The sequence below is a fragment of the Pseudomonas sp. FG43 genome (assembly GCF_057809175.1).
In genome coordinates this window covers 231679-258326 of the sequence record NZ_JBMDJL010000004.1, presented here as the reverse complement: position 1 = coordinate 258326, position 26648 = coordinate 231679, and the positions used below count along the sequence as shown (strand labels likewise).

Annotated in this window: 2 protein-coding genes (1 of these 2 running past the window's edge); both read left to right on the top strand. The window is 62.5% G+C overall.

Going from position 1 to position 26648, the window contains the following annotated elements:
- Positions 1-8913: the 3' portion of a non-ribosomal peptide synthetase gene (locus ACODS3_RS07285; RefSeq protein ID WP_489033901.1), read on the top strand. The gene continues 585 nt to the left of window position 1, outside the view; the window shows 8913 of its 9498 coding nt (coding positions 586-9498); its start codon lies off the left edge, out of view; its stop codon occupies positions 8911-8913.
- A complete protein-coding gene (locus ACODS3_RS07280) occupies positions 8910-26648 on the top strand; it encodes an amino acid adenylation domain-containing protein (RefSeq protein ID WP_489033900.1) in 17739 nt (5912 codons plus the stop codon). Before ACODS3_RS07285 ends, ACODS3_RS07280 begins: the two co-directional genes overlap by 4 nt.

Here is a 26648-nt window from a genome sequence, read left to right as displayed (position 1 = left end):
AAGGCCTACTGGCTGGAAAAGTACAGCAACCTGCCGGAACCGCTGCTGGTATCGCGCTACCACAACCGCCGGGCAACCGACCCTGCACCGTCCCATACCTGGGTGCAGAACTTTCCAGAGACGCTGCACACACGCATGAAGCAGTTCGCCGAAAGCAACGGATCTTCGGCGTTCCATGTGCTGCTGGCGGCCTTGCATGTCTATTTCACCCGTACCGCACAGCGCAAGGACTGGGTTGTCGGCCTGCCATTGCTCAACCGCATCGGGGCACGTTTCAAGGCGACCATGGGCCACTTCGCTCAGGTCAGCGCAGTGTGCATGACCTTTGACGAACAGTTGAGCTTCGGCGGGCTGGTCAACGAGGTGCGTGACACGCTCAAGCGCGACTTCCGCCACCAGCGTTTCCCTCTGAGCGAGCTGAATCGCAACCTGGGTGTCGCTCGCGAGGAGCGGGGTCAGTTGTTCGAGGTCTCGGTATCCTACGAGCAGGAAGATCATGAATATCGCTATGGCGAGGCTCAGGCACAGACGGTAAAAGTCTCGAATGGCTACGAAACGACGCCACTGGCCATACATCTGCGCACCAACCGCTTCAATGACAACGCCTGGCTGCACCTGGTCTATCACCGTGCCTGGTTTGACGCAGAAGAGGCCGAGGCTATCGCCGGTCGTCTGTTGCAGGTGCTGGAGCAGGCCCTGGAGAACCCTGAGTTGCGGGTCGAGGATTTTGACCTGCTGACGCCTGGCGAACACCAGAAATTACAGCGCTGGAATGCTACCGATGCGGTGTCCAGCAGCGAGAAACTGATCCACAAGCGCATTGAAAATCAGGCCCGGACTCGTCCGGATGCAGTGGCAGCGGTCCATCAGGGACAACACCTGACTTACGCTCAGCTCAACCGCAAGGCCAATGGCCTGGCCCACCGCCTGATCGAACTGGGCGTGCGCCCGGATGATCGTGTCGCGGTGGTTGCCCGTCGCGGTCTGGAAACGTTGGTGGGCATGCTGGCGATTCTCAAGGCCGGTGCCGCCTATGTCCCCGTCGACCCGGCGCATCCACGCGAGCGCCTGTCCTACCTGTTGAGCGACAGCCAGCCGGTGGTGGTGCTGACCCAATCGAATCTGCTCGACCGCCTGCCAGTACTGAGCCTGCCGCTGATCGAGCTGGATGGTAGCGACTGGGGCCATGGCGCCCACGCCAACCCGCGGATCGCCAACCTGAGCAGCGACAATCTGGTCTATGTGATCTACACCTCGGGTTCCACCGGCCAGCCGAAAGGGGTCATGGTGGAGCATCGTACGCTCTCTCATCTGGTGGACTGGCACTGCGAGGCTTTCTCGCTGGGTGAGGGCGGACACGCTTCCAGTCTGGCCGGTTTCGGTTTCGATGCCATGGCCTGGGAAATCTGGCCGACGCTGTGCTCCGGTGCGACCTTGCACGTGGCTCCCAATCAGGATGGAGGCGAAGACATCGACGCCTTGCTGCAATGGTGGCGCGCCCAGCCGCTGGACGTCAGCTTCCTGCCTACACCCATTGCCGAATACGCCTTCAGCCAGAACGAAGATCATCCGACTCTGCGCACCCTGTTGATCGGCGGCGACCGCCTGCGTCAATTCAATCGCGATCCGGGTTTCGCCGTGATCAACAACTATGGCCCGACTGAAACCACCGTGGTTGCCACTTCCGGCCGGGTACTGGTCGGTGAAACACTGCACATCGGCGGCCCAATCGCCAATACCCGTACTTATGTGCTGGATGAGCGCTTGCAGCAGGTACCAATAGGCGTGACCGGTGAGCTGTACATCGGCGGCGCAGGTGTTGCCCGGGGTTACCTGAACCGTCCTGAAATGACCGAGGAACGCTTTATCGCCGACCCGTTCAGCGACGTTGCCCATGCGCGCATGTACCGCAGCGGCGACCTGGTGCGCTGGAACAGCGACGGCACTCTGGACTATCAGGGCCGCAACGACGATCAGGTGAAGATTCGCGGCATGCGTATCGAACTGGGCGAAATCGAAGCGGTTCTGGCCAGTCAGCCTGGTATAAAAGACGCCGTGGTGCTGGTACGCGATCAGCAACTGCTGGCCTGGTTCACCGAAGCGTCGCCAGTGGACCCCGAAGCATTGCGTCAGGCCTTGCGTGCCCGCTTGCCGGGTTACATGGTGCCTCGCGCCTTCACTTATCTGGCAGCCTTGCCACTGACCAGCAACGGCAAGCTCGACCGCCGCGCCTTGCCGGACCCCGATCCTGCGGCCTTGCTCGGTCAGGCCTACGAGGCGCCGGTAGGTGCAGTCGAAGTCGCCATGGCCGACATCTGGGCGCAGGTTCTGGAGGTGGAGCGAGTAGGGCGTCATGATAACTTCTTCGAGCTGGGCGGCCATTCGCTGCTGGCCATCACTCTGGTGGATCGCCTGCGCAAGGCCGGGCTCAAGGCTGATGTGCATGTCTTGCTGGCCCAGCCGACCATTGCGGCCCTGGCGGCAGCCGACAGCAATCAACAACAAGCGATTACGGTGCCGGACAACCTTGTTCCGGAAGGTTGCACGCAGATCACGCCAGAGCTGTTGAGCCTGACCGATCTTGACCAGTCGGCTATCGGCCGGATTGTCGCCACCGTGCCAGGTGGCGCCGCCAACGTGCAGGAAATCTACCCGCTCGCGCCTTTGCAGGAAGGCATTCTTTATCACCACATCACTGCCGAACAGGGCGACCCGTATCTGTTGCAATGGCGTCTGGCTTTCGACAGCCTGGATCGCTTGCAAGCCTGGGCCGGCGCTTTGCAGCAAGTGATTGATCGCCACGATATCCTGCGCACATCCGTGGTCTGGGAAGGACTGGAAAGCCCGCAGCAAGTGGTCTGGCGCAAGGCTGAACTGACAGTGCAGCCGGTCAGCTTCGATACCCCGGCCACAGACGTCAGCATCATTGAACGTCTGCAGCAGCAATTCGACGCCCGTCACCATCGCCTGGAACTGTCCCAGGCACCGCTGATGCGTCTGGTCCATGCCCATGATCCGGTCAATAACCAGGTCGTGGCGATCCTGTTGTTCCACCATCTGGTGCTGGACAACGCTGCGATGGAAGTGGTCAGCAACGAGATGCAGGCACTGCTATCCGGCCAGTCGGCGGATATGGCACCGCCAGTGCCTTACCGCAACTATGTGGCTCAGGTGCGCATCGGCAGTGACGACACCCGGCACGAGGCATTTTTCAGCGAAATGCTCGGTGATATCGAAGAGCCGACTCTGCCTTTCGGCTTGCAGGACGTGCGCACCGACGGCAGCGGCATCGAAGAGTCCCGCCTGGTACTCGACAATGCTCTTTCCCTGCGTCTGCGCGAGCAGGCTCGCCAACAGGGCGTCAGCGCCGCCAGCCTGATGCACCTGGCCTGGGCGCGAGTCCTGAGTGTGCTCGCCAACCGTCGCGATGTGGTTTTCGGCACTGTATTGCTGGGCCGCATGCAGAGCGGTGAGGGCGCCGATCGGGCGCTCGGCGTATTCATCAACACCTTGCCGTTGCGTGTCGATACAGCCACGGGTGCGGGCGAAGCCTTGAAGAGCGTGCATTCGCGCCTGTCTGCCTTGCTCGCCCACGAACATGCCTCGCTGGTTCTTGCCCAGCGTTGCAGTGGCGTTGCGGCGGGCTCTCCGCTGTTCAGCGCCTTGCTCAACTACCGTCACAGCGCCAACGTGAAGCCCCTCGACGGCGAAGGTGCATGGCAGGGCGTGCGCGTGCTCGGCGGTGACGTACGCAGCAACTACCCGCTGACCTTGAGCGTCGACGACATGGGCGACAGTTTCGACCTGCATGTGCTGGCGCTGGAAGGCATTGGTGCCGAGCGCGTGGTCGGCTGGATGCATAACACGGTGGAGCAACTGGTTCAGGCTCTGGAGCAGGCATCGCCAGTGCCGCTGGATGCGCTATCGATCCTTGAGAGCGAGGAGCGTCGCAAACTGCTGGTCGACTTCAATGCCAGCGCGCAAGACTTCCCGCAAGGCCTGACCGTGCATGCACTGGTTGAAGCTCAGGCCTTCAACAGGCCGGACGCGCCTGCCGTGGTTCAGGGTGATGAAGTCTTGAGCTACGCCGAACTCAACCGTCGCGCCAACAGCCTGGCCCATCATCTGATCGGGCTTGGCGTGAAGCCGGACGAGCGTGTCGCCCTGTGCCTGCGCCGCAGCCCCGATCGTTTGGTCGGTCTGCTGGCCATTCTCAAGGCCGGTGCCGCCTATGTGCCGGTTGACCCGGCTTACCCTGCCGAGCGCATCAGCTACCTGCTGGAAGACAGCGCGCCACGAGTGGTACTGGTCGATGCTTCGACACGTGATCTGGTGGGTGAGGTCGCGCAAGTGGATCTGGGCCAGGGCGCCTGGGATCAGGAGTTCCGCAACAACCCGCAAGTGGTGGGGCTGAGCGATGCAAACCTGGCCTACGTGATCTATACCTCTGGCTCAACCGGGCAGCCCAAAGGCGTGATGGTCGAGCACCGCACCTTGAACAACCTGGTTCACTGGCATTGCCAGGCCTTCAACCTGAATGCAGGCAGCCATACCGCCAGCGTTGCCGGTTTCGGCTTCGACGCCATGGTCTGGGAAATCTGGCCTGCGCTCTGTGTCGGTGCCGTGCTGCACCTGCCACCGGCTCATGTCGGCAACGAGCATGTGGATGAACTGCTCGACTGGTGGCTGGAGCAACCGCTGCAAGTGGGCTTCCTGCCGACTCCTGTGGCCGAGCAGGCTTTCCGCCGTCCCCGTCAGCACCAGACCCTGCGCACCTTGCTGATTGGTGGCGACCGCCTGCGTCAGTTCGACCGCGATCCGGGTTTCGCCGTGATCAACAACTACGGCCCGACCGAAACCACCGTGGTTGCCACTTCGGGTCAGGTACGGGTGGGCGAGTCGCTGCACATCGGCGGCCCGATCTCCAATACCAGCATTTATGTGCTGGATGAACAGCTTCAGCCAGTGCCGGTGGGCGTGAGCGGCGAGCTTTACATCGGTGGTTCGGGCGTTGCCCGTGGCTACCTGAACCGGCCTGACCTGACCGAAGAGCGCTTTATCGCCGACCCGTTCAGCGACGCGGCCCATGCCCGCATGTATCGCAGTGGTGACCTGGTGCGCTGGAATGCCAACGGCACTCTGGACTACCTGGGCCGCAACGACGATCAGGTGAAGATTCGCGGCATGCGCATCGAGCTGGGTGAGATCGAAGCGGTTCTTGCTGCTCAGCCAGGCGTGAAAGATTCTGTGGTCCTGGTGCGCGGTGAGCGTCTGCTGGCGTGGTTCACCGAAACCTCACTGGTGGAGACGGACGCACTGCGTCAGGCCTTGCAGGCCAGTCTGCCTGGCTACATGGTGCCGCTGGCCTTTATACGGCTGGAAGCCTTGCCACTGACCAGCCACGGCAAGCTCGACCGCCGTGCTCTGCCAGACCCGGACCATGCCGATCTGGCTGCAAAGGCCTACGAAGCGCCGCAAGGCGAAGTGGAAGTCGCGATTGCCGAACTCTGGGCCCAGGTGCTGGGTGTCGACCGGGTAGGGCGTCACGATAACTTCTTTGAACTGGGCGGCCATTCATTGCTGGCGGTCAGCCTGGTGGAGCGCATGCGCAACGCCGGTCTGAGTGCCGATGTGCGTGTCTTGCTGGGCCAGCCAACTGTGGCCGCATTGGCAGCTTCGGTTGGCAATGGCCGCGAAATCACTGTACCGGCCAATCTGGTACCGGCAGGCGCCACACGAATCACGCCGGACATGCTGAGCCTGTCGCGTCTGGATCAGCCGACCATCGACCGCATTGTCGAAACCGTTCCCGGTGGTGCTGCCAACGTGCAGGAAATCTACCCGCTGGCACCGTTGCAGGAAGGCATTCTCTATCACTACCTGACCGCCGGGCAGGGCGATCCGTACCTGCTGCAGTTGCGCATCAGCTTTGACAGCCTGGAGCGTCTGCACACAGTTGCCGATGGCCTGCGCAAAGTCATTGCCCGTCACGACAGCCTGCGTACCGCGATTGTCTGGGAAGGGCTGGAGGTTCCACAGCAGGTGGTCTGGCGTCATGCCGACCTGCCGATCAACGAAGTGCCTCTGGCGCAGATCGAAACCCAGGATACATCGGCACGGATCGACCTCAGCCAGGCACCGCTGATCCGTCTGATCTACAGCCATGATCCGGCCAGCTCGCGCTTGCAGGCCACGCTGTTGTTCCACCATATCGTGGTCGATGCCACGGCCTTGCAAGTGATGCGCGAGGAAATTCTTGCCCATCTGCGCGGCGAGCCACAACCCGCCGAGCCTTCGGTGCCGTACCGCAACTATGTGGCCCAGGCGCGCCTGGGTGTCAGCGAAGCGGAGCACGAAGCGTATTTCCGCGGGCAACTGGGCGATATCGACGAGCCGACCCTGCCGTTCGGCCTGCACGATGTTCAAGGTGATGGCAGCTCCATCGAAGAAGCTCAACAGACACTGCCCGATGATCTGACCCTGCGCCTGCGCAATCAGGCCCGGCAGATGGGCGTCAGCGTCGCCAGCCTGTTCCACCTGGCCTGGGGCCGGGTGCTGGCCACCGCTACGGGCAAGGACCGCGTGGTGTTCGGCACTGTGCTGCTCGGTCGTCTGCAAGGCGGTGCCGGTGCCGACCGTGGCATGGGCATGTTCATCAATACCTTGCCGTTGCGGATCGATCTGGCCGATATCGGCGTGAGTGAAGGGGCGCGTGACACTCACGCCCGTCTTGCCGCATTGCTGGGGCATGAGCACGCTTCCTTGGCTCAGGCTCAGCGCTGGAGCGGTGTTGCTGCGCCATTGCCGCTGTTCAGCGCGATTCTCAACTACCGCCACAGCGCCGGTCAGGCTAAACAGGATGCCCAGCGCGAAGCGTGGCGCGGCCTGGAAATCCTGGCCAGCGAGAAAAACACCAACTATCCGTTGAGCCTCAACGTCGACGACCTGGGCGACAGCCTGCGTCTGTCGGTCACTGTCACGCCTGACGTGGGTGCCCGCCGTATCTGCGGCTACGTGCAGCAGGCATTGACCGGTGTGGTCGAGGCCCTTGAGTCTCAGCCTGATCTGCCATTGCAACACCTGTCGGTACTGGACGCCGAGGAGCGCCAGCGTCTGGTGGTCGACTTCAACCAGACTGAGGTCGACTACGATCTGGAGCATACCCTTCATGGTCTGTTCGAGAGCCAGGTTGTCCGCAAACCACAGGCCATTGCGCTGCGTGGCGAAGGCGTACAACTGAGCTATCAGGCGCTCAACGAACAAGCCAACCGCCTGGCGCACCACCTGATCAGCCTGGGTGTGAAAACCGATGATCGAGTAGCCATCTGTCTTGAACGTGGCGTATCCATGGTGGTTGGTCTGCTGGCCATCCTCAAGACCGGTGCCGCCTATGTGCCGCTGGACCCGAGCTATCCGCGTGAGCGCATTCATTACATGCTCGAAGACAGCTCGCCGGCCGTGGTACTGGTCCAGACTGCCACCCGCAAGCTGCTGGACGAAGAGCGTACGTTGCGTGTCGACCTCGACAACAACATCTGGGGTGCCCAGAGCATCGACAATCCGCAAATTGTCGGCATGAACCCGGACCACCTGGCCTATGTGATCTACACCTCCGGTTCCACCGGTACGCCGAAGGGTGTGATGGTCGAGCACCGCAGCGTGGGTAACCTGGTTCACTGGAGTTCGCAGGTTATTCCGTTGAAACCCGAGACGGCGCTGCTGCACAAGACGCCCATCAGCTTCGATGCTTCGGTATGGGAACTGTTCTGGCCGCTGTGCGCCGGCTTGCCGCTGGTACTGGCGCGTCCTGATGGCCATCGCGATCCGGCTTACCTGATGCGCTTGATCCGCGATCAGAAGGCCAGCGTGGTCCAATTCGTACCGGCCTTGCTTCAGCAGTTCCTTGAACTGGAAGAAATCAGCCAGTGCACTTCACTGACCGACATCGTCTGCGGCGGTGGCGAACTGACCATCGCTCTGGCCGAGCGTGTACGCCAACGCCTGCCGTGGGCGCGTCTGCACAACGTCTATGGCCCGACCGAGACCACGGTGGATTCCAGCGCCTGGACCCTTGAGCCGCACGAGCCTGTACCGGACAGCGCCTTGCCGATCGGGCGACCGATCAGCAACACCCGCATGTATGTATTGGACGAATACGACCAACTGGTTCCACAGGGCGTGATCGGTCAGTTGCACATCGGTGGCTCAGGCGTCACCCGTGGTTACCTGAACCTGCCGCAGTTCCAGGCCGAGCGTTTCATCGACAGCCCGTTCGTGGCCGGCGACCGCCTGTATCGCACCGGCGACCTGGTGTCCCAGCGTGCGGACGGCAACCTCGACTTCCTGGGTCGTAACGACGATCAGGTCAAGCTGTATGGCCTGCGTATCGAACTGGGTGAAATCCAGGCGTGCCTGACCCGTTATCCGGGCATTCAACAGGCCGTGGTGCTGGCTCGCGACGAGCAACCGGGCGGTCAGCGACTGGTGGCTTATTACACCGGCACGCTGCTGCCGGTGGAAACCCTGCGCGAAGTGCTGCGTGCGCAATTGCCGGATTACATGGTGCCTGCGCTCTATGTACATCTGGATGCATTCCCTCTGACCCCTAACGGCAAAGTGGACCAGAAGGCCTTGCCTGCGCCGGGTGCCGATGCAGTAATGACCCGCCCCTACGAAGCGCCGGAGGGCGAAACCGAAGTCCTGCTGGCCGAGCTCTGGGCCGAACTGCTCGGCGTCGAGCGGGTGGGGCGACACGACAACTTCTTTGAACTGGGCGGTCACTCGCTCCTGGCGGTCAGTCTGACCGCGCGTCTGAGGCAGGAAGGCATTGAAGCCGATGTCCGGGCGTTGTTCGAACAACCTACGCTGGCCGGCTATGCAGCCATCACAGAGAGCATGGAGATTATCCTGTGAGCATCAACGAACTCCTGGCGACACTGAAGGCCAATGACATCAATCTGTCGGTCAAGGATGGACAACTGGTGGTGCAGGGCAATCGCCGTGCACTGACCGACAAGGGCCTGGTGGAACACCTGCGCGAGCACAAGCCGGCATTGATCGAGCTGATCGAACAGGGCGAGTATCTGGCAACCAAACGTGGTGCTCCGACCTTGCCGGAAAACGGCATTCCTGCGGGCTGCACCCATATCACTCCCGAAATGCTGACCCTGATCTCTCTGGATCAGGACAGCATCGACAGGCTGGTCGCGCATGTCCCTGGCGGCGCCGCGAATGTGCAGGACATCTACCCGCTGGCGCCCTTGCAGCAGGGCATTCTTTATCACCATGTTACCGCCAGCCACGGCGACCTCTATGTCATGCACGTGGAGTTCGCCTTTGCCGACCGTGCTCGTCTGGATGCCTTTGCCCTGGCCTTGCAGACAGTGATCGAACGGCACGACATCTTGCGCACTTCGATCCACTGGGACGGGCTGGAAACCCCGGTTCAGGTGGTCTGGCGTCACGCGGACCTCACGGTCGGTGCCTTGTCGGCGCAAGCCCAGACCATCATGGATCTCGGCCAGGCGCCACTGATTCGTCTGGTCTACGACGAGGCCGAGCACGGCCAGGGCGTGAAGGCAGCCTTGCAGTTCCATCACATCGCCATGGACCACAGCGCTCTGGAAGTGGTGCGCCATGAAATTCAGGCCTGCCTGAGTGGCCAGGCTGGTTTGCTGGGTACGCCGGTTCCGTTCCGCAACTATGTGGGTCAGGCCCTGTTGGGCGTCAGCGAGAAAGAACACGAGACGTTCTTCCGCGAGATGCTGGGCGACCTCGATGAGCCGACTCTGGCCTATGACCTGCAGGACCTCAGCGGCGACGGTGGCGACATCACCGAATACACCCTGTCTCTGGACCTCGAACTCTGCCGCCGCCTGCGCACTCAGGCGCGTACTCTGGGCATCAGCGTCGCCAGCCTGTTTCACCTGGGCTGGGCGCGGGTGCTGTCAGGCCTGACCGGCCGCCAGCGCGTGGTATTCGGCACCGTACTCATGGGCCGCCTTCTTGGCGCCGAGGCGACCGAACGTGCTTTGGGTATCTTCATCAACACCTTGCCGATCCGTATCAATCTGGATGCGCAGGACGTTCGCACAGCGGTCAAGGCCACCCATCAGCGCCTGACCACCCTGATGCGCCACGAACATGCGCCGCTGGCTCTGGCCCAGCGTTGCAGCGGCGTGGCCGCGCCGACGCCACTGTTCAATGCCTTGCTCAATTATCGACACAGCTCGGCACAGACCACAGGCGAAACCTGGCAGGGCATCGAAGTCCTGCATGCAGAGGAGCGCAGCAACTATCCGCTGGTGGTGAGCGTCGACGATCTGGGCGACGCCTTCAGCTTCACCGCGCAAACCACGACCGGCATCGACCCGCAGCGCACCTGTGCTTATCTTGAACGTGCCATGGAGCATTTGCTGGAGGCTCTGGAACAGGCGCCGCAGACGCCGGTCGAGCGTGTGGAAATTCTGCCTGCCGATGAGCGCAAGCGGCTGCTGGAAAGTTTCAATGCCTATCATCTCGACAAGGAAACAGCGCTGACGATCCACCAGCGCATCGAGCGTCAGGCCCTCGATCAACCAGATGCCATCGCTTCGCAAGTGGGCGATCAGCACCTGAGCTACAGCGAACTGAACAGCAAGGCCAATGCCTTGGCTCATCACCTGATCAGCCAAGGTGTTCGCCCGGATGATCGTGTGGCCGTGGTCGCTCGTCGCGGGCTGGAAACACTGGTCGGCCTGCTGGCCGTGCTCAAGGCCGGCGCGGGTTATGTGCCGGTGGACCCGGCGCACCCGGATGAGCGTATCGCTTATCTATTGAGCGACAGCGCGCCAGTAGCGGTGCTGACTCAGCACGGTTTGCTGGCAGGCTTGCCGCCATTGTCTGTGCCGGTCATTGCTCTTGATCGTCCAGACTGGGCCGATCAGCAAGACAATCCGCTGGTGCAAGGCCTCACTGCTGCCAATCTGGCTTACGTCATCTACACCTCAGGTTCGACGGGTCAGCCAAAAGGCGTGATGGTTGAACACCGCACCCTGAGCAATCTGGTGCATTGGCATTGCGAAGCCTTTGATCTGCAAGCCGGCAGCCATACTGCCAGCGTTGCCGGTTTTGGTTTCGACGCCATGGCCTGGGAAGTCTGGCCGGCGCTGTGTGCCGGTGCGACCTTGCATGTGCCGCCTGCCGATGTAAGCAACGAACAGCTTGATTCGTTGCTCGACTGGTGGCTGGCTCAGCCGCTGCAAGTGTCGTTCCTCTCGACGCCAGTGGCCGAGTACGCTTTCAGCCGTGACCTGCGTCACCCGACCTTGCGCACCTTGCTGATCGGTGGCGACCGCTTGCGTCAGTTCCATCGTGATCCGGGCTTTGTGGTGATCAACAACTACGGCCCGACCGAGGCCACTGTTGTCGCCACCTCGGGTCAGTTGTTCCCCGACGGCAGCCTGGATATCGGCAAGCCAATTGCCAACACCCAGGTTTATCTGCTGGACGAACATCAACAACTGGTACCGTTTGGCGTGGCGGGTGAGTTGTATGTGGCAGGCGACGGCGTAGCCCGTGGTTACCTGAACCGCCCGGAAATGACTGCCGAGCGCTTCCTCGACGATCCATTCAGCGAGCAGCCGGGCGCGCGTATGTACCGCACGGGTGACCTTGCGCGCTGGAATGCTGATGGCACGCTGGAATATATGGGTCGTAACGACGATCAGGTGAAGATCCGTGGCGTACGTATCGAGCTGGGCGAAATCGAAAGCCAGCTGGGCCAGTTGCCGGGCATCGAAGAAGCGTTGGTGCTGGCTCGCGAAGACGAACCGGGTCAGCCACGACTGGTGGGCTATTTCACCGAACGGGTTGACAGCACGCCACTGGTTGTGAATGACCTGCGTGCGGCCTTGCTGGAGCAGTTACCGGCCTACATGGTCCCCAGCGCGCTGGTGCGTCTGGACGCCTGGCCGCTGACGGCCAACGGCAAGGTCGACCGCCGCGCCTTGCCTGTCCCTGATCGCGATGCGCTGTTCACCGGCGAGTATCAGGCGCCGGAAGGCGAGCTGGAAATCGCTCTGGCGCAGATCTGGAGCGAATTGCTGCAAGTCGAGCGTGTCGGCCGTCATGACCGTTTCTTTGAACTGGGCGGTCACTCCCTGCTGGCGATGCGTATGGTTTCTCAGGTGCGTCAGCGCCTGTCGCTGGAGTTGTCGCTGGGCGACCTGTTCGCCGACAGCGCTCTGGCCGCTGTGGCGCAATGCCTGGGCAATGCCGACAAGAACGAACTGCCACCTATCGAAGTGCTGCCGCGCAGCGGGGCGGTTCCACTGTCTTTCGCCCAGCAGCGGATCTGGTTCCTGGCGCAGATGGAAGACGCCAACAGCGCCTATAACATCCCGTTGGGCCTGCAACTGACCGGGCAACTGGACACCCGTGCGTTGAAACGTGCGCTGGAGCGTATTGTTGCGCGCCACGACAGCCTGCGCAGTCGCTTCACTCAGGAAGAAGGCGAAGCCCGGGTACACGCTGCACCTGCAACCGTGGTTCCGGAGCTGAGCTGGCAGGACCTGCGCGGTCAGGATGATCAGGCCTTGCAGGACGTGGTCAAGGAGGAAGCGGAACAGGCTTTCGACCTGAATCACGAATTGCCGATCCGGGGTCGTCTGCTGTGCCTGGCCGAAGATCGCCATGTGTTGCTGCTGACCGTGCATCACATCGTTGCTGACGGCTGGTCGCTGGGAGTTCTGACCCGCGAACTCACCGCACTTTACAAGGCGTTCAATCAGGGGCTGGATGATCCGTTGCCGCCACTGGCCTTGCAATACGCCGATTACGCCATCTGGCAACGCAACTGGCTGGACAGCGAAAGACTGAGCAGCCAGGGCGATTACTGGCATCAGGCGCTTTCAGGCGCGCCAGTCTTGCTGACACTGCCGACCGACCGGCCTCGTCCGGCACGTCAGGACTACACGGGCGTCAGTCTTCCTGTGCGCTTCAACTCGCGTCTGAGCACCGAGATCAAAGCCTTCTGCCAGCGCCATGGTGTAACGCCGTTCATGCTGTTCATGGGAGCCTGGTCCGTGCTGCTGGCGCGCCTGTCCGGTCAGGACGAGGTGGTGATCGGTACGCCGGTTGCCAACCGCCGCCGCGCCGAAGTCGAGGGTTTGATCGGCCTGTTCGTCAACACTCTGGCCGTGCGTGTCGACACCTCGGGTGAGCCGGATGTCACTGAACTGCTGGCGCGCATCAAGACTCGTGTGCTGGAAGCCCAGGAGCATCAAGACCTGCCATTCGAGCAGGTTGTAGAGCGCTTGCGGCCGCCACGCAGCCTGGCCCATAGCCCGTTGTTCCAGACTTCGCTGGCCTGGGACGGCAGTCAGGGGCTGGAGCTGCATCTGGGTGATTTGCGCCTGGAGCCGCTGGGCGATCAACCGACCTTCGCCAAGTTCGACCTGACCTTGAGCATGGGCGAGACCGAGGAAGGCTTTGCCGGTGCTCTGGATTACGCAACGGCGCTGTTCGATGCAGCCACTGCCGAGCGTTATGTGTCCTATCTTGAGCCCTTGCTGTGGAGCATGGTCGGCAGCGACCAGTCTGTTCCGGCGCAGGTAGAACTGCTGGGCGCGCAGGAGCGCCGCCGTTTGCTGGTGGATTTCAACGCCAGCGAGCAGAGCTTTGTCCTCGACCAGCCTGTGCAGGCGTTGTTCGAGGCTCAGGTACTGCGCACTCCGGATGCCATTGCTCTGGAAAGCGAAGGTGTTCAACTGAGTTATCGCCAGCTCAACGAGGCCGCCAACCGTCTGGCCCATCACCTTATCGATCAAGGCGTGCAGGCCGACGATCGTGTGGCGGTGTGCCTGGAACGCGGCCCGAACCTGCTTGTCGGTTTGCTGGCTGTACTCAAGGCGGGTGGTGCCTACGTGCCGCTGGACCCAGGTTACCCGACCGAGCGTCTGGCCTACATGCTGGGGGACAGCGCAGCGCTGACCCTGCTGGTGGATGCCAGGACTCAGGACCGCTTCGCCGATAGCACGCTGCAACTGTTGAATCTGGACGTCTGCACCTGGGCGGCACAATCCGCTGAAAACCCGGTGGTGCCTGGCCTGAACGCAGACAATCTGGCCTACGTGATCTACACCTCCGGCTCCACCGGCACGCCAAAAGGCGTGATGGTCGAACACCGCGGCTTGTGCAACCTGGTGCAATGGAGTTCGCAGTTGTTTGTGCCGACTTCCCAAGGCGCTCTGTTGCACAAGACGCCAGTCAGTTTCGACGCTTCGGTATGGGAACTGTTCTGGCCGCTGTGTGCCGGCCTTCGCCTGGTACTGGCGCGTCCGGACGGGCATCGCGACCCTGCCTATCTGGCGCAGTTGATCATCGAGCGACAGGTCAGCGTGGTGCAGTTCGTACCGGCTTTGCTCCAGCAATTCCTGGAACTGGAAGAAAGCAGCCAGTGCGGCTCCCTGACCGATATCGTCTGTGGCGGTGGTGAGCTGACCGAGGCGCTGGCCCGTCAGGTACGCCAGCGTCTGCCAGGCGCACGCCTGCACAACGTTTATGGTCCGACCGAAACCACGGTGGATTGCAGCGTCTGGACCCTGGAACCTCAGGATGCAGTGCCAGACAGCGCATTGCCTATCGGCCGTCCTGTCAGCAACACCCGCCTGTATGTACTGGATGCCTACGATCAGCCCGTACCGCAAGGCGTGGTGGGCGAGTTGCATATCGGCGGTGCCGGTGTCGCTCGTGGCTACCTGAACCTGCCGCACATGCAGGCCGAGCGTTTCATCGACAGCCCGTTCGTTGCAGGTGACCGCCTGTACCGCAGTGGCGACCTGGTGCGTCAGCGTGCCGACGGCACTCTGGAGTTCCTGGGTCGTAATGACTTCCAGGTCAAACTGCATGGCCTGCGTATCGAACTGGGCGAAATCGAAGCACGACTGGCCACCCATCCGGCCATTCGCGAAGCGGCAGTCCTGCTGCATAACGAACGTCTGGTGGCCTGGTTCAGTTGCCATGAAGGCCAGGAAGCGCCGAGCATCGAAGTCCTGCGTGAATACGTGCTGGCCGGGTTGCCGGACTACATGGTGCCTTCGGCCTATGTCGCGCTGCCAACCTTGCCCCTGAGCCCCAACGGCAAGCTCGACCGCGCAGCCTTGCCGGAGCCGGGCGCGCAGGCGGTGTTGAGCCGCAACTACGAAACACCGCAGGGCGAGACAGAAACACAGCTGGCCGCACTCTGGGCCGAGCTGCTGCACGTGGAAACAGTCGGTCGTCAGGACAACTTCTTTGAACTGGGCGGGCATTCGTTGCTTGCCGTGACCCTGATCGCCCGCATGCGCCGTCTGGGCATGACCGCCGATATCCGCGTGTTGTTCGCCCAGCCGACCCTGGCTGCGCTGGCCAACTCCGCCGACAACAGCATCGGCAGCGAACTGCAAGTGCCAGCCAACCGGATTGGCGCAGATTGCCAGCACATCACCCCGGACCTGCTGCCTCTGGTAGCGCTGGAGCAGGACGCCATCGACCGTATCGTCGCCAGCGTTCCCGGCGGCGCAGCCAACGTGCAGGACATCTACCCGCTGGGGCCGTTGCAGGCGGGGATTCTTTACCATCACCTGGCAGCAGGCGACAACGATCCGTATCTGCTGCAACCGCAGTTCGCCTTTGCTGACGAATCACGCCTCGAAGCGTTCAGCAACGCATTGCAGCGAGTCATCGAGCGTAACGACATCCTGCGCACGGCACTGCTCTGGGAAGGCTTGCAGGCACCGGTGCAAGTCGTCTGGCGCCAGGCTCGTCTGAAGGTCGAAGAGATTGCACTGCAAGACCTGGCGAATGCGCCACGCATGGACCTGACCCAGGCACCGCTGCTGCATCTGGTGCATGCCTTTGATCCGGCCACCCAGCGAATCTCTGCTGTATTGCGCTTCCATCACGTGGTCATGGATCACGTGGCCCTTGAAGTGCTGGGCCACGAATTGCAGGCCATGCTCCTTGATGAAGAAGCACAGCTTGCGGCCCCTGTGCCGTATCGCAACTACGTCGCTCAGGTCCTGCAAGGTCCTGGCGATGACGCCCATGAAACCTTCTTCCGCGAACAACTGGGCGATATCGATGAGCCGACCTTGCCTTATGGTCTGCCTGTAGCGGCCGGCGAGGGCGAACTCAGCGAAGCGCGACTGCCACTGGACGTCGTCTTGTGCGGCAAGGTCCGCGATCAGGCCCGACAACTGGGTGTCAGTGCCGCAAGCCTGATGCACCTGGCCTGGGCTCAGGTGCTGGGCCAGTTGTCCGGTCGCGACAGCGTAGTGTTCGGCACGGTATTGCTCGGGCGTCTGCAAGGCGGTGAGGGCGTGGAGCGTGCTCTTGGCGTCTTCATCAACACCTTGCCACTGCGTATCGATCTGGGCAGCCAGCCTGTACGCGATGCGGTACTGGATACCCATCGCCGCTTGACCGGCCTGCTTGCCCACGAGCATGCACAACTGGCCCTTGCCCAGCGTTGCAGTGCCTTGCCGGCTGGCGCGCCATTGTTCAGCACGCTGCTCAATTACCGCCACAGTGCGGCACCTCAGGTCAGAGACGAAGCGGCCAGCACTGCCTGGCAAGGCATCGACGTGCTGAATGCCGAAGAGCGCAGCAACTATCCGTTGACCCTGAGCATCGACGATCTGGGCGAAACCTTCAGCCTGACCGCCCAGGCGGCACAGGGCATCGATGCCCAGCGAGTCTGCGGTTACCTACAGGAAGCCGTGGCCAATCTGGTCGAGGCGCTGGAGCAGCAGCCTGAAAACGGCATGCAGCAGTTGTCGGTGCTGCCAGCGGCAGAGCGTCAGCGCCTGCTGGTCGGCTTCAATATCACCCGTCGCGATTACCCACGCGAGTTGCCGGTGCATCGTCTGTTCGAGCAGCGTGCGGCCGCTCATCCGCAAGCCGTGGCCGCCGTACATGGCAGCCTCTCGCTGAGCTATGGAGAACTGAACGAACGCGCCAACCGCCTGGCTCATTACCTGATCGGGCAGGGCGTCAAGCCGAATGATCATGTGGCGATCCTGCTGCCACGTTCCATTGAGTTGCTGGTCGGCCAATTGGCCATCGGCAAATGTGCTGCGACCTATGTGCCGCTGGACATCAATGCACCCGCCGAGCGTCAGGTCTACATGATCGAGGACTGCAAGGCTGTATTCGTGCTGGCTCAGAGTGCGGCTTCGATTGACTCTGCTACTCCGCGCATCGATCTGGATAAGCTGGTTCTGGACGATCAGCCAGCCCATGATCCGGCTCTGGTGCAGAACTCCAACAGCGTGGCGTACGTCATGTACACCTCCGGTTCCACCGGCGCACCGAAAGGCGTGTGCGTGCTGCACCGCGGTATTGCCCGTCTGGTGTTGAACAATGGCTTCGCCGACTTCAACGAACAGGACCGTGTGGCCTTCGCCTCCAACCCTGCGTTCGATGCCAGCACCATGGAAGTCTGGGGCGCCTTGCTCAATGGCGGGCAATTGCTGGTCATCGACCACCAGACCCTGATCGACCCGGCGCGCCTCAGCGATGCCTTGCGCAATGTCAGCGTGCTGTTCCTCACCACCGCGCTGTTCAACCAGTATGTGCAACTGATCCCCGAAGCACTCAAGGGCCTGCGCTACCTGATGTCCGGCGGCGAGCGTGCCGATCCGGCCAGCTTCCGCGCCATGTTGGAACATGCGCCGGGCTTGCGTCTGGTGAACGGCTATGGCCCGACCGAAACCACCACCTTTGCGACTACCAACGAAGTGCGTGAAGTGGCCGAAGGTGCCGAGTCGGTATCGATTGGCCGACCTATCGGCAATACCAGCATTTATGTGCTGGATGCCCATCAGCGCCTGGTGCCGCAGGGTGTTATCGGTGAACTGTACATTGGCGGCGACGGCGTGGCTCAGGGCTACCTGAATCGTCCTGACCTGACCGCCGAGAAATTCCTCACCGACCCGTTCAGCGATGAGCCGGGTGCCACGATGTACCGCACCGGTGACCTGGGACGCTGGCTGGAAGACGGCCAACTGGAATGCCTGGGGCGTAACGACGATCAGGTCAAGATCCGCGGTTTCCGTATCGAACTGGGCGAGATCGTCAGCCGTCTCCACGAGCTGCCGAGTGTCCGCGACGCCGTAGTGCTGGCCCGTGAAGACGAGCCGGGGCGTGTGCGTCTGGTTGCCTACTTCACCCAGCATCAGGAAGTCGAAGCCCTCACGCCAGAACAGATGCGTGCGGCCTTGCAGGCCAACCTGCCGGAGTACATGGTCCCTGCCGCGTTCGTCGAGCTGGAAACCCTGCCTCTGACCGCCAATGGCAAGCTCGATAGCCGTGCGCTGCCCAAGCCGGATCGTTCGGCGCTGTTCGGCCTCACCTACGAAGCGCCGGAAGGCGAGATTGAAATCGCTCTGGCACAGATCTGGGCCGAGGTGTTGCAGGTAGAACAAGTGGGTCGTCACGATCACTTCTTCGATCTGGGCGGGCATTCCCTGCTGGCCATGCGCATGGTTTCCCAGGTTCGTCAGCAATTGGGCGTGGAGTTGCCATTGGGTGAACTCTTTGCTCTGGGCGAACTGGCCGCTGTGGCTGCTGCCGTTTCCGGTATCGAACGTACCGAACAGGCGCAGATTCTGCCGGCCTCTCGCGACCAGTCGCTGCCTTTGTCATTCGCCCAGCAGCGCCTGTGGTTCCTGGCGCAGATGGAAGGTGGCAACGAGGCGTACAACATCCCGATGGCCCTGAGCCTGCAAGGCGCTCTTGATGTGCCTGCGCTGTCCCGTGCCCTGGCTCGTATCATCGAGCGTCACGAAACCCTGCGCAGCCGCTTTGTCGCCCTTGAAGACGGTGCAGAAGTGCTGTTCGCGCCGGTGTCCGATGAAGTCGTGCTGCCGGTGGAAGACCTGCGCCATAACCCTGAAGCCCTGGCCGAGCGTGTTCGCACAGAAGCTGCGGCACCTTTCGACCTGACCCACGGGCCGGTGATCCGTGGCCGCCTGCTGCAAGTGGCCGACGATAATCACGTGTTGCTGTTGACCGTGCATCATATCGTTGCGGACGGTTGGTCCATGGGCGTGCTGACCCGTGAACTGCTGGCTCTGTATCCGGCCCTGCGTGTGGGTGGAGCTGATCCTTTGCCGACGCTGGCAATCCAGTACGCCGACTATGCCGTCTGGCAGCGTCAATGGCTGACCGGCGAGCGTCTGCAACAGCAGTCGGCTTACTGGCGTGAAGCACTGGGCGGCGCCCCGACGCTGCTGATGTTGCCAACCGACCGTCCACGTCCGGCGCAGCAGGACTTCGCGGGCGGTAGCCTTGCGGTGCATCTGGACGCAAACCTGAGCCGCGGCCTGCGGAATCTGGCTCAGCGTCAGGGCGTGACGTTGTACATGACGCTGATGACAGCCTGGGCGACGCTGCTGGCACGCCTGTCCGGACAGAACGATGTGGTGATCGGCAGCCCGATGGCAGGCCGTGGTCGCACCGAGCTGGAAGGGCTGGTCGGCCTGTTCGTCAACACCCTGGCCGTGCGTATCGACACCTCGGGCGCTCCAACCGGCAAAGCCTTGCTGGCACAGGTCAAGAAACGTGTTCTGGAAGCCCAGGATCATCAGGACCTGCCATTCGAGCAGGTAGTGGAAATCGTGCGTCCGGAGCGCAGCCTGGCTCACGCGCCACTGTTCCAGACCACCCTGAACTGGCTGGCGGGCGAAGGTTCGGTTCCGCCAATGGACGGGCTGATCGTCTCGCCGGTCGAGCAGGCCAGCCAGGTGTCCAAGTTCGACCTGTCGCTGAACCTGGGCGAGCAGGGCGAAACACTGGTCGGTACGCTGGACTACGCGCTGGCGCTGTTCGACGAAGCCACCGTGGGTCGTTACGTTCATTACTTCGAGCAACTGCTGCAAGCGCTGGTAGCCAACGAACAGGCGGTGCTGGATCAGGTCGCGCTGGTGGGCGAGCAAGAGCGTCAATACTTGCTGGAAGCACTCAACGCTACAGGTCTGGAAATCCCGCAAGGTCAGACTATCCATGGCTTGATCGAAGCCCGGGCCGTTCAGCAACCAGATGCCATCGCTTCGCAAGTGGGCGATCAGCACCTGAGCTACAGCGAGCTGAACAGCAAGGCCAATGCCCTGGCCCATCACCTGATCAGCCTGGGCGTACGCCCGGATGATCGTGTGGCCGTGGTCGCTCGTCGTGGTCTGGAAACACTGGTCGGTCTGCTGGCCGTGCTCAAGGCGGGCGCGGGTTATGTGCCGGTGGACCCGGCGCACCCGGACGAGCGTATCGCTTATCTGCTGGGCGACAGCGCGCCAGTGGCCGTATTGACCCTGCACGCGCTGATTGCAGGCTTGCCGCCATTGTCTGTGCCGGTCATTGCCCTTGATCGTCCAGACTGGGCCGACCAGCAAAGCAATCCGCTGGTGCCAGGCCTGACGGACGCCAATCTGGCTTACGTGATCTACACCTCAGGTTCCACCGGCCAGCCGAAAGGCGTGATGGTCGAACACCGCACCCTGAGCAATCTGGTTCACTGGCATTGCGAAGCTTTCGACCTGCACGCCGGCAGCCACACCGCTAGCGTCGCCGGTTTTGGTTTCGACGCCATGGCCTGGGAAGTCTGGCCGGCGTTGTGTGCCGGTGCGACCTTGCATGTACCGCCTGCGGATGTAAGCAACGAACAGCTTGATTCGTTGCTCGACTGGTGGCTGGCTCAGCCGCTGCAGGTGTCTTTCCTGTCCACGCCAGTGGCCGAGTACGCTTTCAGCCGTGACCTGCGTCACCCGACCTTGCGCACCTTGCTGATCGGTGGCGACCGCCTGCGTCAGTTCCATCGTGATCCGGGCTTTGCGGTGATCAATAACTACGGCCCGACCGAGGCCACTGTTGTTGCGACTTCGGGGCAGCTATTGCCCGATGGCAGCCTGGATATCGGCAAACCGATTGCCAACACCCGTGTTTACCTGCTGGACGAACATCAGCAACTGGTGCCGTTTGGCGTAGCCGGTGAACTGTATGTGGCAGGCGACGGCGTAGCCCGTGGCTACCTCAACCGTCCTGAAATGACCGCCGAGCGTTTCCTCGACGATCCATTCAGCGAGCAGCCGGGCGCGCGGATGTACCGCACCGGTGACCTTGCGCGCTGGAATGCTGATGGCACGCTGGAATATCTGGGTCGTAACGACGATCAGGTGAAGATCCGTGGCGTACGTATCGAGCTGGGCGAAATCGAAAGCCAGCTGGGTCAGTTGCCGGGCATCGAAGAAGCGTTGGTGCTGGCTCGCGAAGACGAACCGGGCCAGACGCGACTGGTGGCCTATTTCATCCAGCAGGCCAATACAACGCCGACTTCTGTCACCGAATTGCGTGCCGAACTGTTGACTGTCTTGCCGGGCTATATGGTGCCCAGCGCCTTTGTGCGTCTGGACGCCTGGCCGCTGACGGCCAACGGCAAGGTCGACCGTCGCGCCTTGCCTGCGCCGGACCGCGAAGCGCTGCCGGGTCGTGACTACGAGGCACCGCAAGGTCAGCTGGAAACCGATCTGGCCGAAATCTGGAGCGAGTTGCTGCAGGTTGACCGGGTAGGGCGTCACGACAACTTCTTTGAACTGGGCGGGCATTCGTTGCTGGCGGTTACGCTGGTGGCGCGCATTCGTCGCCTCGGGCTGGAAGCCGATATCCGCGTGTTGTTCGCCCAGCCAACCCTGGCCGCCCTGGCCAGCGGCATCGGCAGCAGCCATGGCGTGCAAGTGCCGGCCAACCTGATAACGGCGGATTGCTCACGCATCACGCCGGATCTGCTGCCGCTGGTAACCCTGGATCAGCCAGCCATCGACCGAATTGTCGCCAGCATTCCTGGCGGTGCTGCGAACGTGCAGGACATTTACCCGCTGGGGCCGTTGCAGGCCGGTATTTTCTACCATTACCTGACTTCGGTTGAGGACGATCCTTACCGCTTGCAGGCACGTTTTGCCTTTGCCAATCGCGAACGTCTGGACGCTTTCTGCTCGGCCTTGCAGCGTGTCATTGCCCGTAACGATGTGCTGCGCACCTCGCTGAGCTGGGAAGGTCTGGAAACGCCGGTTCAGGTGGTCTGGCGCAATGCCCAACTGCCGGTGGTCGAAGGGCCGCTGGCCGCCTTGAGCGACGCCGAGCCGCTGAATCTGGACGCGGCACCGCTGTTGCGTCTGGTGCATGCCGATGACCCGGACAACCAGCGCATCGTCGCCGTGCTGCTGTTCCATCACCTGATCATGGACCACATGGCGCTGGAGCTGTTGAGTCACGAGTTGCAGGCCGTGCTGCTCGGTCTTGAGGCGCAACTGCCTGAGCCTGTGCCGTATCGCAACTACATCGCCCAGGCTCTGCTGGGGCCGGGTGATGAGGCGCATGAAGCCTTCTTCCGCGAGCAACTGGGTGACCTCGACGAACCGACCTTGCCGTATGGTCAGGCAACTTTGCCGGGCGCGGATGTGCCAGGCGAAGCCCGTCAGCGTCTGGATGCTGCATTGTCCCGTCGGATCCGCGATCAGTCCCGTCAGTTGGGTGTCAGCGCCGCAAGCCTGATGCACCTGGCCTGGGCTCAGGTGCTGGGGCACTTGTCTGGCCGTGACAAGGTGGTGTTCGGCACCGTTCTGCTTGGACGTTTGCAGGGCGGCGAAGGGGTTGAGCGTACCCTGGGTGTGTTCATCAACACCTTGCCGCTGCGTATCGACCTGGGCAATCAGCCCGTGCGCGACGTGGTTCTGCAGACCCATCGCCGTCTGACCGGGCTGTTTGCCCACGAGCATGCACCACTGGCACTGGCCCAGCGTTGCAGCGCCTTGCCAGCGGGTGCGCCGTTGTTCAGCGCGCTGTTCAACTATCGTCACAGCGCAGCACCGCAAGCCGCCGATGAAGCAGCCAGCACCGCCTGGCAGGGCATCGAGTTGTTGCAGGCCGATGAGCGCAGCAACTATCCGTTGACCCTGAGCGTCGACGATCTTGGCGAAAACTTCGAGCTGAGCGCGCTGACTTCGGCGGGGATCGATGCACGCCGTATCTGCGCGTACCTGATCAACGCCGTGGAAGGTTTGATGGTCGCTCTGGAGCAGGCGCCGCAGACGCCGGTCGAGGCGTTGGGCATCCTGCCGGTTGCCGAGCGTGTCGAATTGCTGGAAGGCTTCAACGACCACCTGGCCGAACATGAAACCGCACTGACAGTTCATCAGCGCATCGAGCAGCAGGCTGTCCTGCAACCCGACGCCGTTGCTGCGCAAGTGGGTGGCCATCACTTGAGCTACAGCGAGTTGAATCGCCGTGCCAATGCGTTGGCCCATCATTTGATCGGCCAAGGCGTGCGTGCGGATGATCGGGTGGCGGTGGTTGCCCGTCGCGGCCTGGAAACGCTGGTCGGTTTGCTGGCTGTGCTCAAGGCTGGCGCAGGTTATGTGCCGGTAGATCCGGGGCATCCGGACGACCGCATCAGCTATCTGCTGGAAAACAGCGAGCCGGTGGTGGTGCTGACCCAGCTCGATCTGTTGGCGCGTCTGCCGGAACTGCCTGTGCCGGTGATCGCTCTGGATCGCCCGGACTGGGCGGCCAACCCGGAAAACCCAGTGGTTGCGGAGTTGACCTCGGGCAATCTGGCCTATGTGATCTACACCTCGGGCTCTACCGGCCTGCCAAAGGGCGTGATGGTCGAACACCACACCCTGAACAATCTGGTGGACTGGCATTGCCAGGCCTTCGACCTGCAAGCTGGCAGTCACACCGCCAGCGTGGCCGGCTTTGGCTTCGACGCCACGGCCTGGGAAATCTGGCCAGCCCTGTGCGCCGGTGCCGTGCTGCACATTCCGCCGGCCGAGGTGGAAAACGAACAGCTCGATACGCTGCTTGACTGGTGGCTGGCTCAGCCGCTGCAAGTGTCCTTCCTGCCGACTCCGGTGGCCGAGTACGCTTTCAGCCGCGAGCTTCGTCATCCGACCCTGCGCACCTTGCTGATCGGTGGCGACCGTCTGCGTAACTTCAACCGCGATCCGGGCTTTGCCGTGGTCAACAACTACGGTCCGACCGAAGCCACGGTCGTGGCCAGTTCCGGCACCATGGAAGTGGGCGGCGTGCTGCATATCGGCAAGCCGGTGACCAATGCCCGTCTCTATGTCCTGAACGAACGTCAGCAGCCTGTGCCGCTGGGTGTGCCGGGCGAGTTGTACATCGGCGGTGCCGGTGTTGCCCGTGGCTACCTGAACCGTCCGGACCTGACGGCCGAGCGTTTCCTCGACGATCCATTCACCGGGCAGCCGGGCGCACGTATGTACCGTACTGGCGACCTGGTGCGCTGGCTGGTCGACGGAACCCTGGAATACCTGGGCCGTAACGACGATCAGGTGAAGATCCGTGGTGTGCGTATCGAACTGGGCGAGATCGAGCAGCAACTGGCTCTGTGCCCAGGCATCGGCGAAGTCGTGGTCACCACCCAGCGTCTGGAACAGGGGGCGTTGCGTCTGGTGGCGTACTTCACCCGTCTGGACCCTGAACTCGACGGCAGCACCTTGCGCACCCATCTGTTGGGCCGCTTGCCGGAATACATGGTGCCAGCCGCTTATGTCGGCCTCGATGCACTGCCACTGACCCAGAACGGCAAGGTTGATCGCCGTGCGCTGCCGGTACCGAGCCTGGATGCCATGGCGACTGCCACCTATCAGGCACCTGCCACGCCGCTGGAAGAGCGTCTGGCCGAGCTGTGGGCCGAAGTGCTGGAAGTCGAGCGAGTAGGGCGACACGACAGCTTCTTCGAGCTGGGCGGTCATTCCCTGTCGGCGATCCGTCTGGTCAGCCTGATCCAGAAGTCCGGTGTGCCGCTGACTCTGGCCGAGCTGTTCCAGCATTCCAGTATCGCTGCGCTGGCCGGTCTGCTTGACCAGCGTCCAGCCGGGCCGACAGAAGCTGAAGAGGTTATTACCGTGCGTGCGGACGGCAAACAGCCGCCGTTGTTCCTGGTCCATGACTTCACCGGCCTGGATGCCTACTTCCCGGTGCTGGGCCGTCATCTGGAAGGCGACTTCCCGATCTACGGATTACCGGGCATCGGCCTGGGGCAACCACAGCTGCGTACCATGGAATGTCTGGCGGCACGTCTGGTCGATCTGATTCGCGAAGTGCAGCCCCATGGCCCGTACCGTCTGGCTGGCTGGTCGTTCGGCGGGGTGCTCGCCTATGAAGTTGCCACGCAACTGCTGGGCATGGACGAGAAGGTCGGTTTCCTCGGCCTGATCGACACCTACGTGCCGCGTCTGACCGATCAGGGCAAGGCGCGCTGGCAAGGGCCGAACCTGCTGGAGCGGCAACTGCTGTCTCACTGCACCGCGCACTGGAAGGCCCAGGGCGAAGCGGGTGTTGCACCACTGGCGCGTCTGGCTTCGATTCTGGAGCAGCCGGCCATGCCGGGCTTCGAGGACCTGCTGTTGCTGTGCCGCGAAGAGCACCTGCTGCATCCGGAACTGGCTCAGGCCAGCGATCAGCAACTGCAGCACTTCCTTGAGCGGGAAGTGGCCCATGGTCACGCCCTGGCCCATTACCGACTGGAACCCATCAGCCTGCCGGTACACCAGTTCCGCGCCGAGGAGCGTCCGATGGCGCCGGCCGGAACCAGTGCGACCCTGGGTTGGGCCGAAGCCTTGCAGCCGGAGCAGTTGCACAGCATCGACGTGCCGGGTGATCACCAGAGCATGATGCAGGCACCTCATGTGCAGGTGCTCGGTCAGGCCATCGCTCAGGTGCTGGCGGCGGAACCGGCCAAGGCTCCGGCAGCGCCTGCCTATCAGGCCTTGCTGGCCATCCAGAGCGGCAAGAACGGCAAGGCTCCGCTGTTCTGTGTGCCGGGCGCCGGTGACAGCGTCACCAGCTTTATCGGCCTGGTCGAGGCGTTTGGCCCGGACTGGCCGATCTATGGCCTGCAACCGCGAGGGCTGGACGGACGCAGCGTTCCCCATAGCCGGGTCGAGGCGGCGGCAGAGCGTTACATGCAGGAGATCGAGGACTTCTATCCTCAGGGGCCGTTGCATCTGGTCGGCCATTCCTTTGGCGGCTGGGCGGCTCATGCCATGGCGATAAAGCTTCAGGAGCGCGGCCGCGAAGTGGCTTCCCTGACGCTGATCGACAGCGAAGCGCCTGGCGGTGAAGGCGTGCTCAGCAAGCCTTACACCACCACGGCGGCGTTGAAGGAACTGATCGAGGCGCTGCAGATTTCCAGTGGCAAGCGTCTTGATCTGGACCTGCAAAGCTTCACCGATGGTGATGACGCCACCCAGTTGCGCCTGTTGCAGGAAGCCATGGTCCGTGTCGGTCTGCTGCCGCCACGTCTGGCACCGCAGGCGCTGCACGGGATCTTCCGCACCTTCTCCAGTGCCTTGCGCACCGTGTACCGACCAGGCCAGGGCTACACCGGCCCGGCCAGTCTGGTGCGGGTGACGGACACGCGCCTGGACGCCGAAGCCAACCTGGTCGAACAGGCCGCCATGGCGGTCGGCTGGCAGCATCTGTTGCCACAACTGGCGATATGGGACGGGCCGGGTAACCACTTCAGCATCCTCAAGGCCCCAGACGTCTACAGCCTTGCGGCCTGGTGGTACGACAGGCTGACAGTCGGAGTCGAGGAAACGCTGTCATGA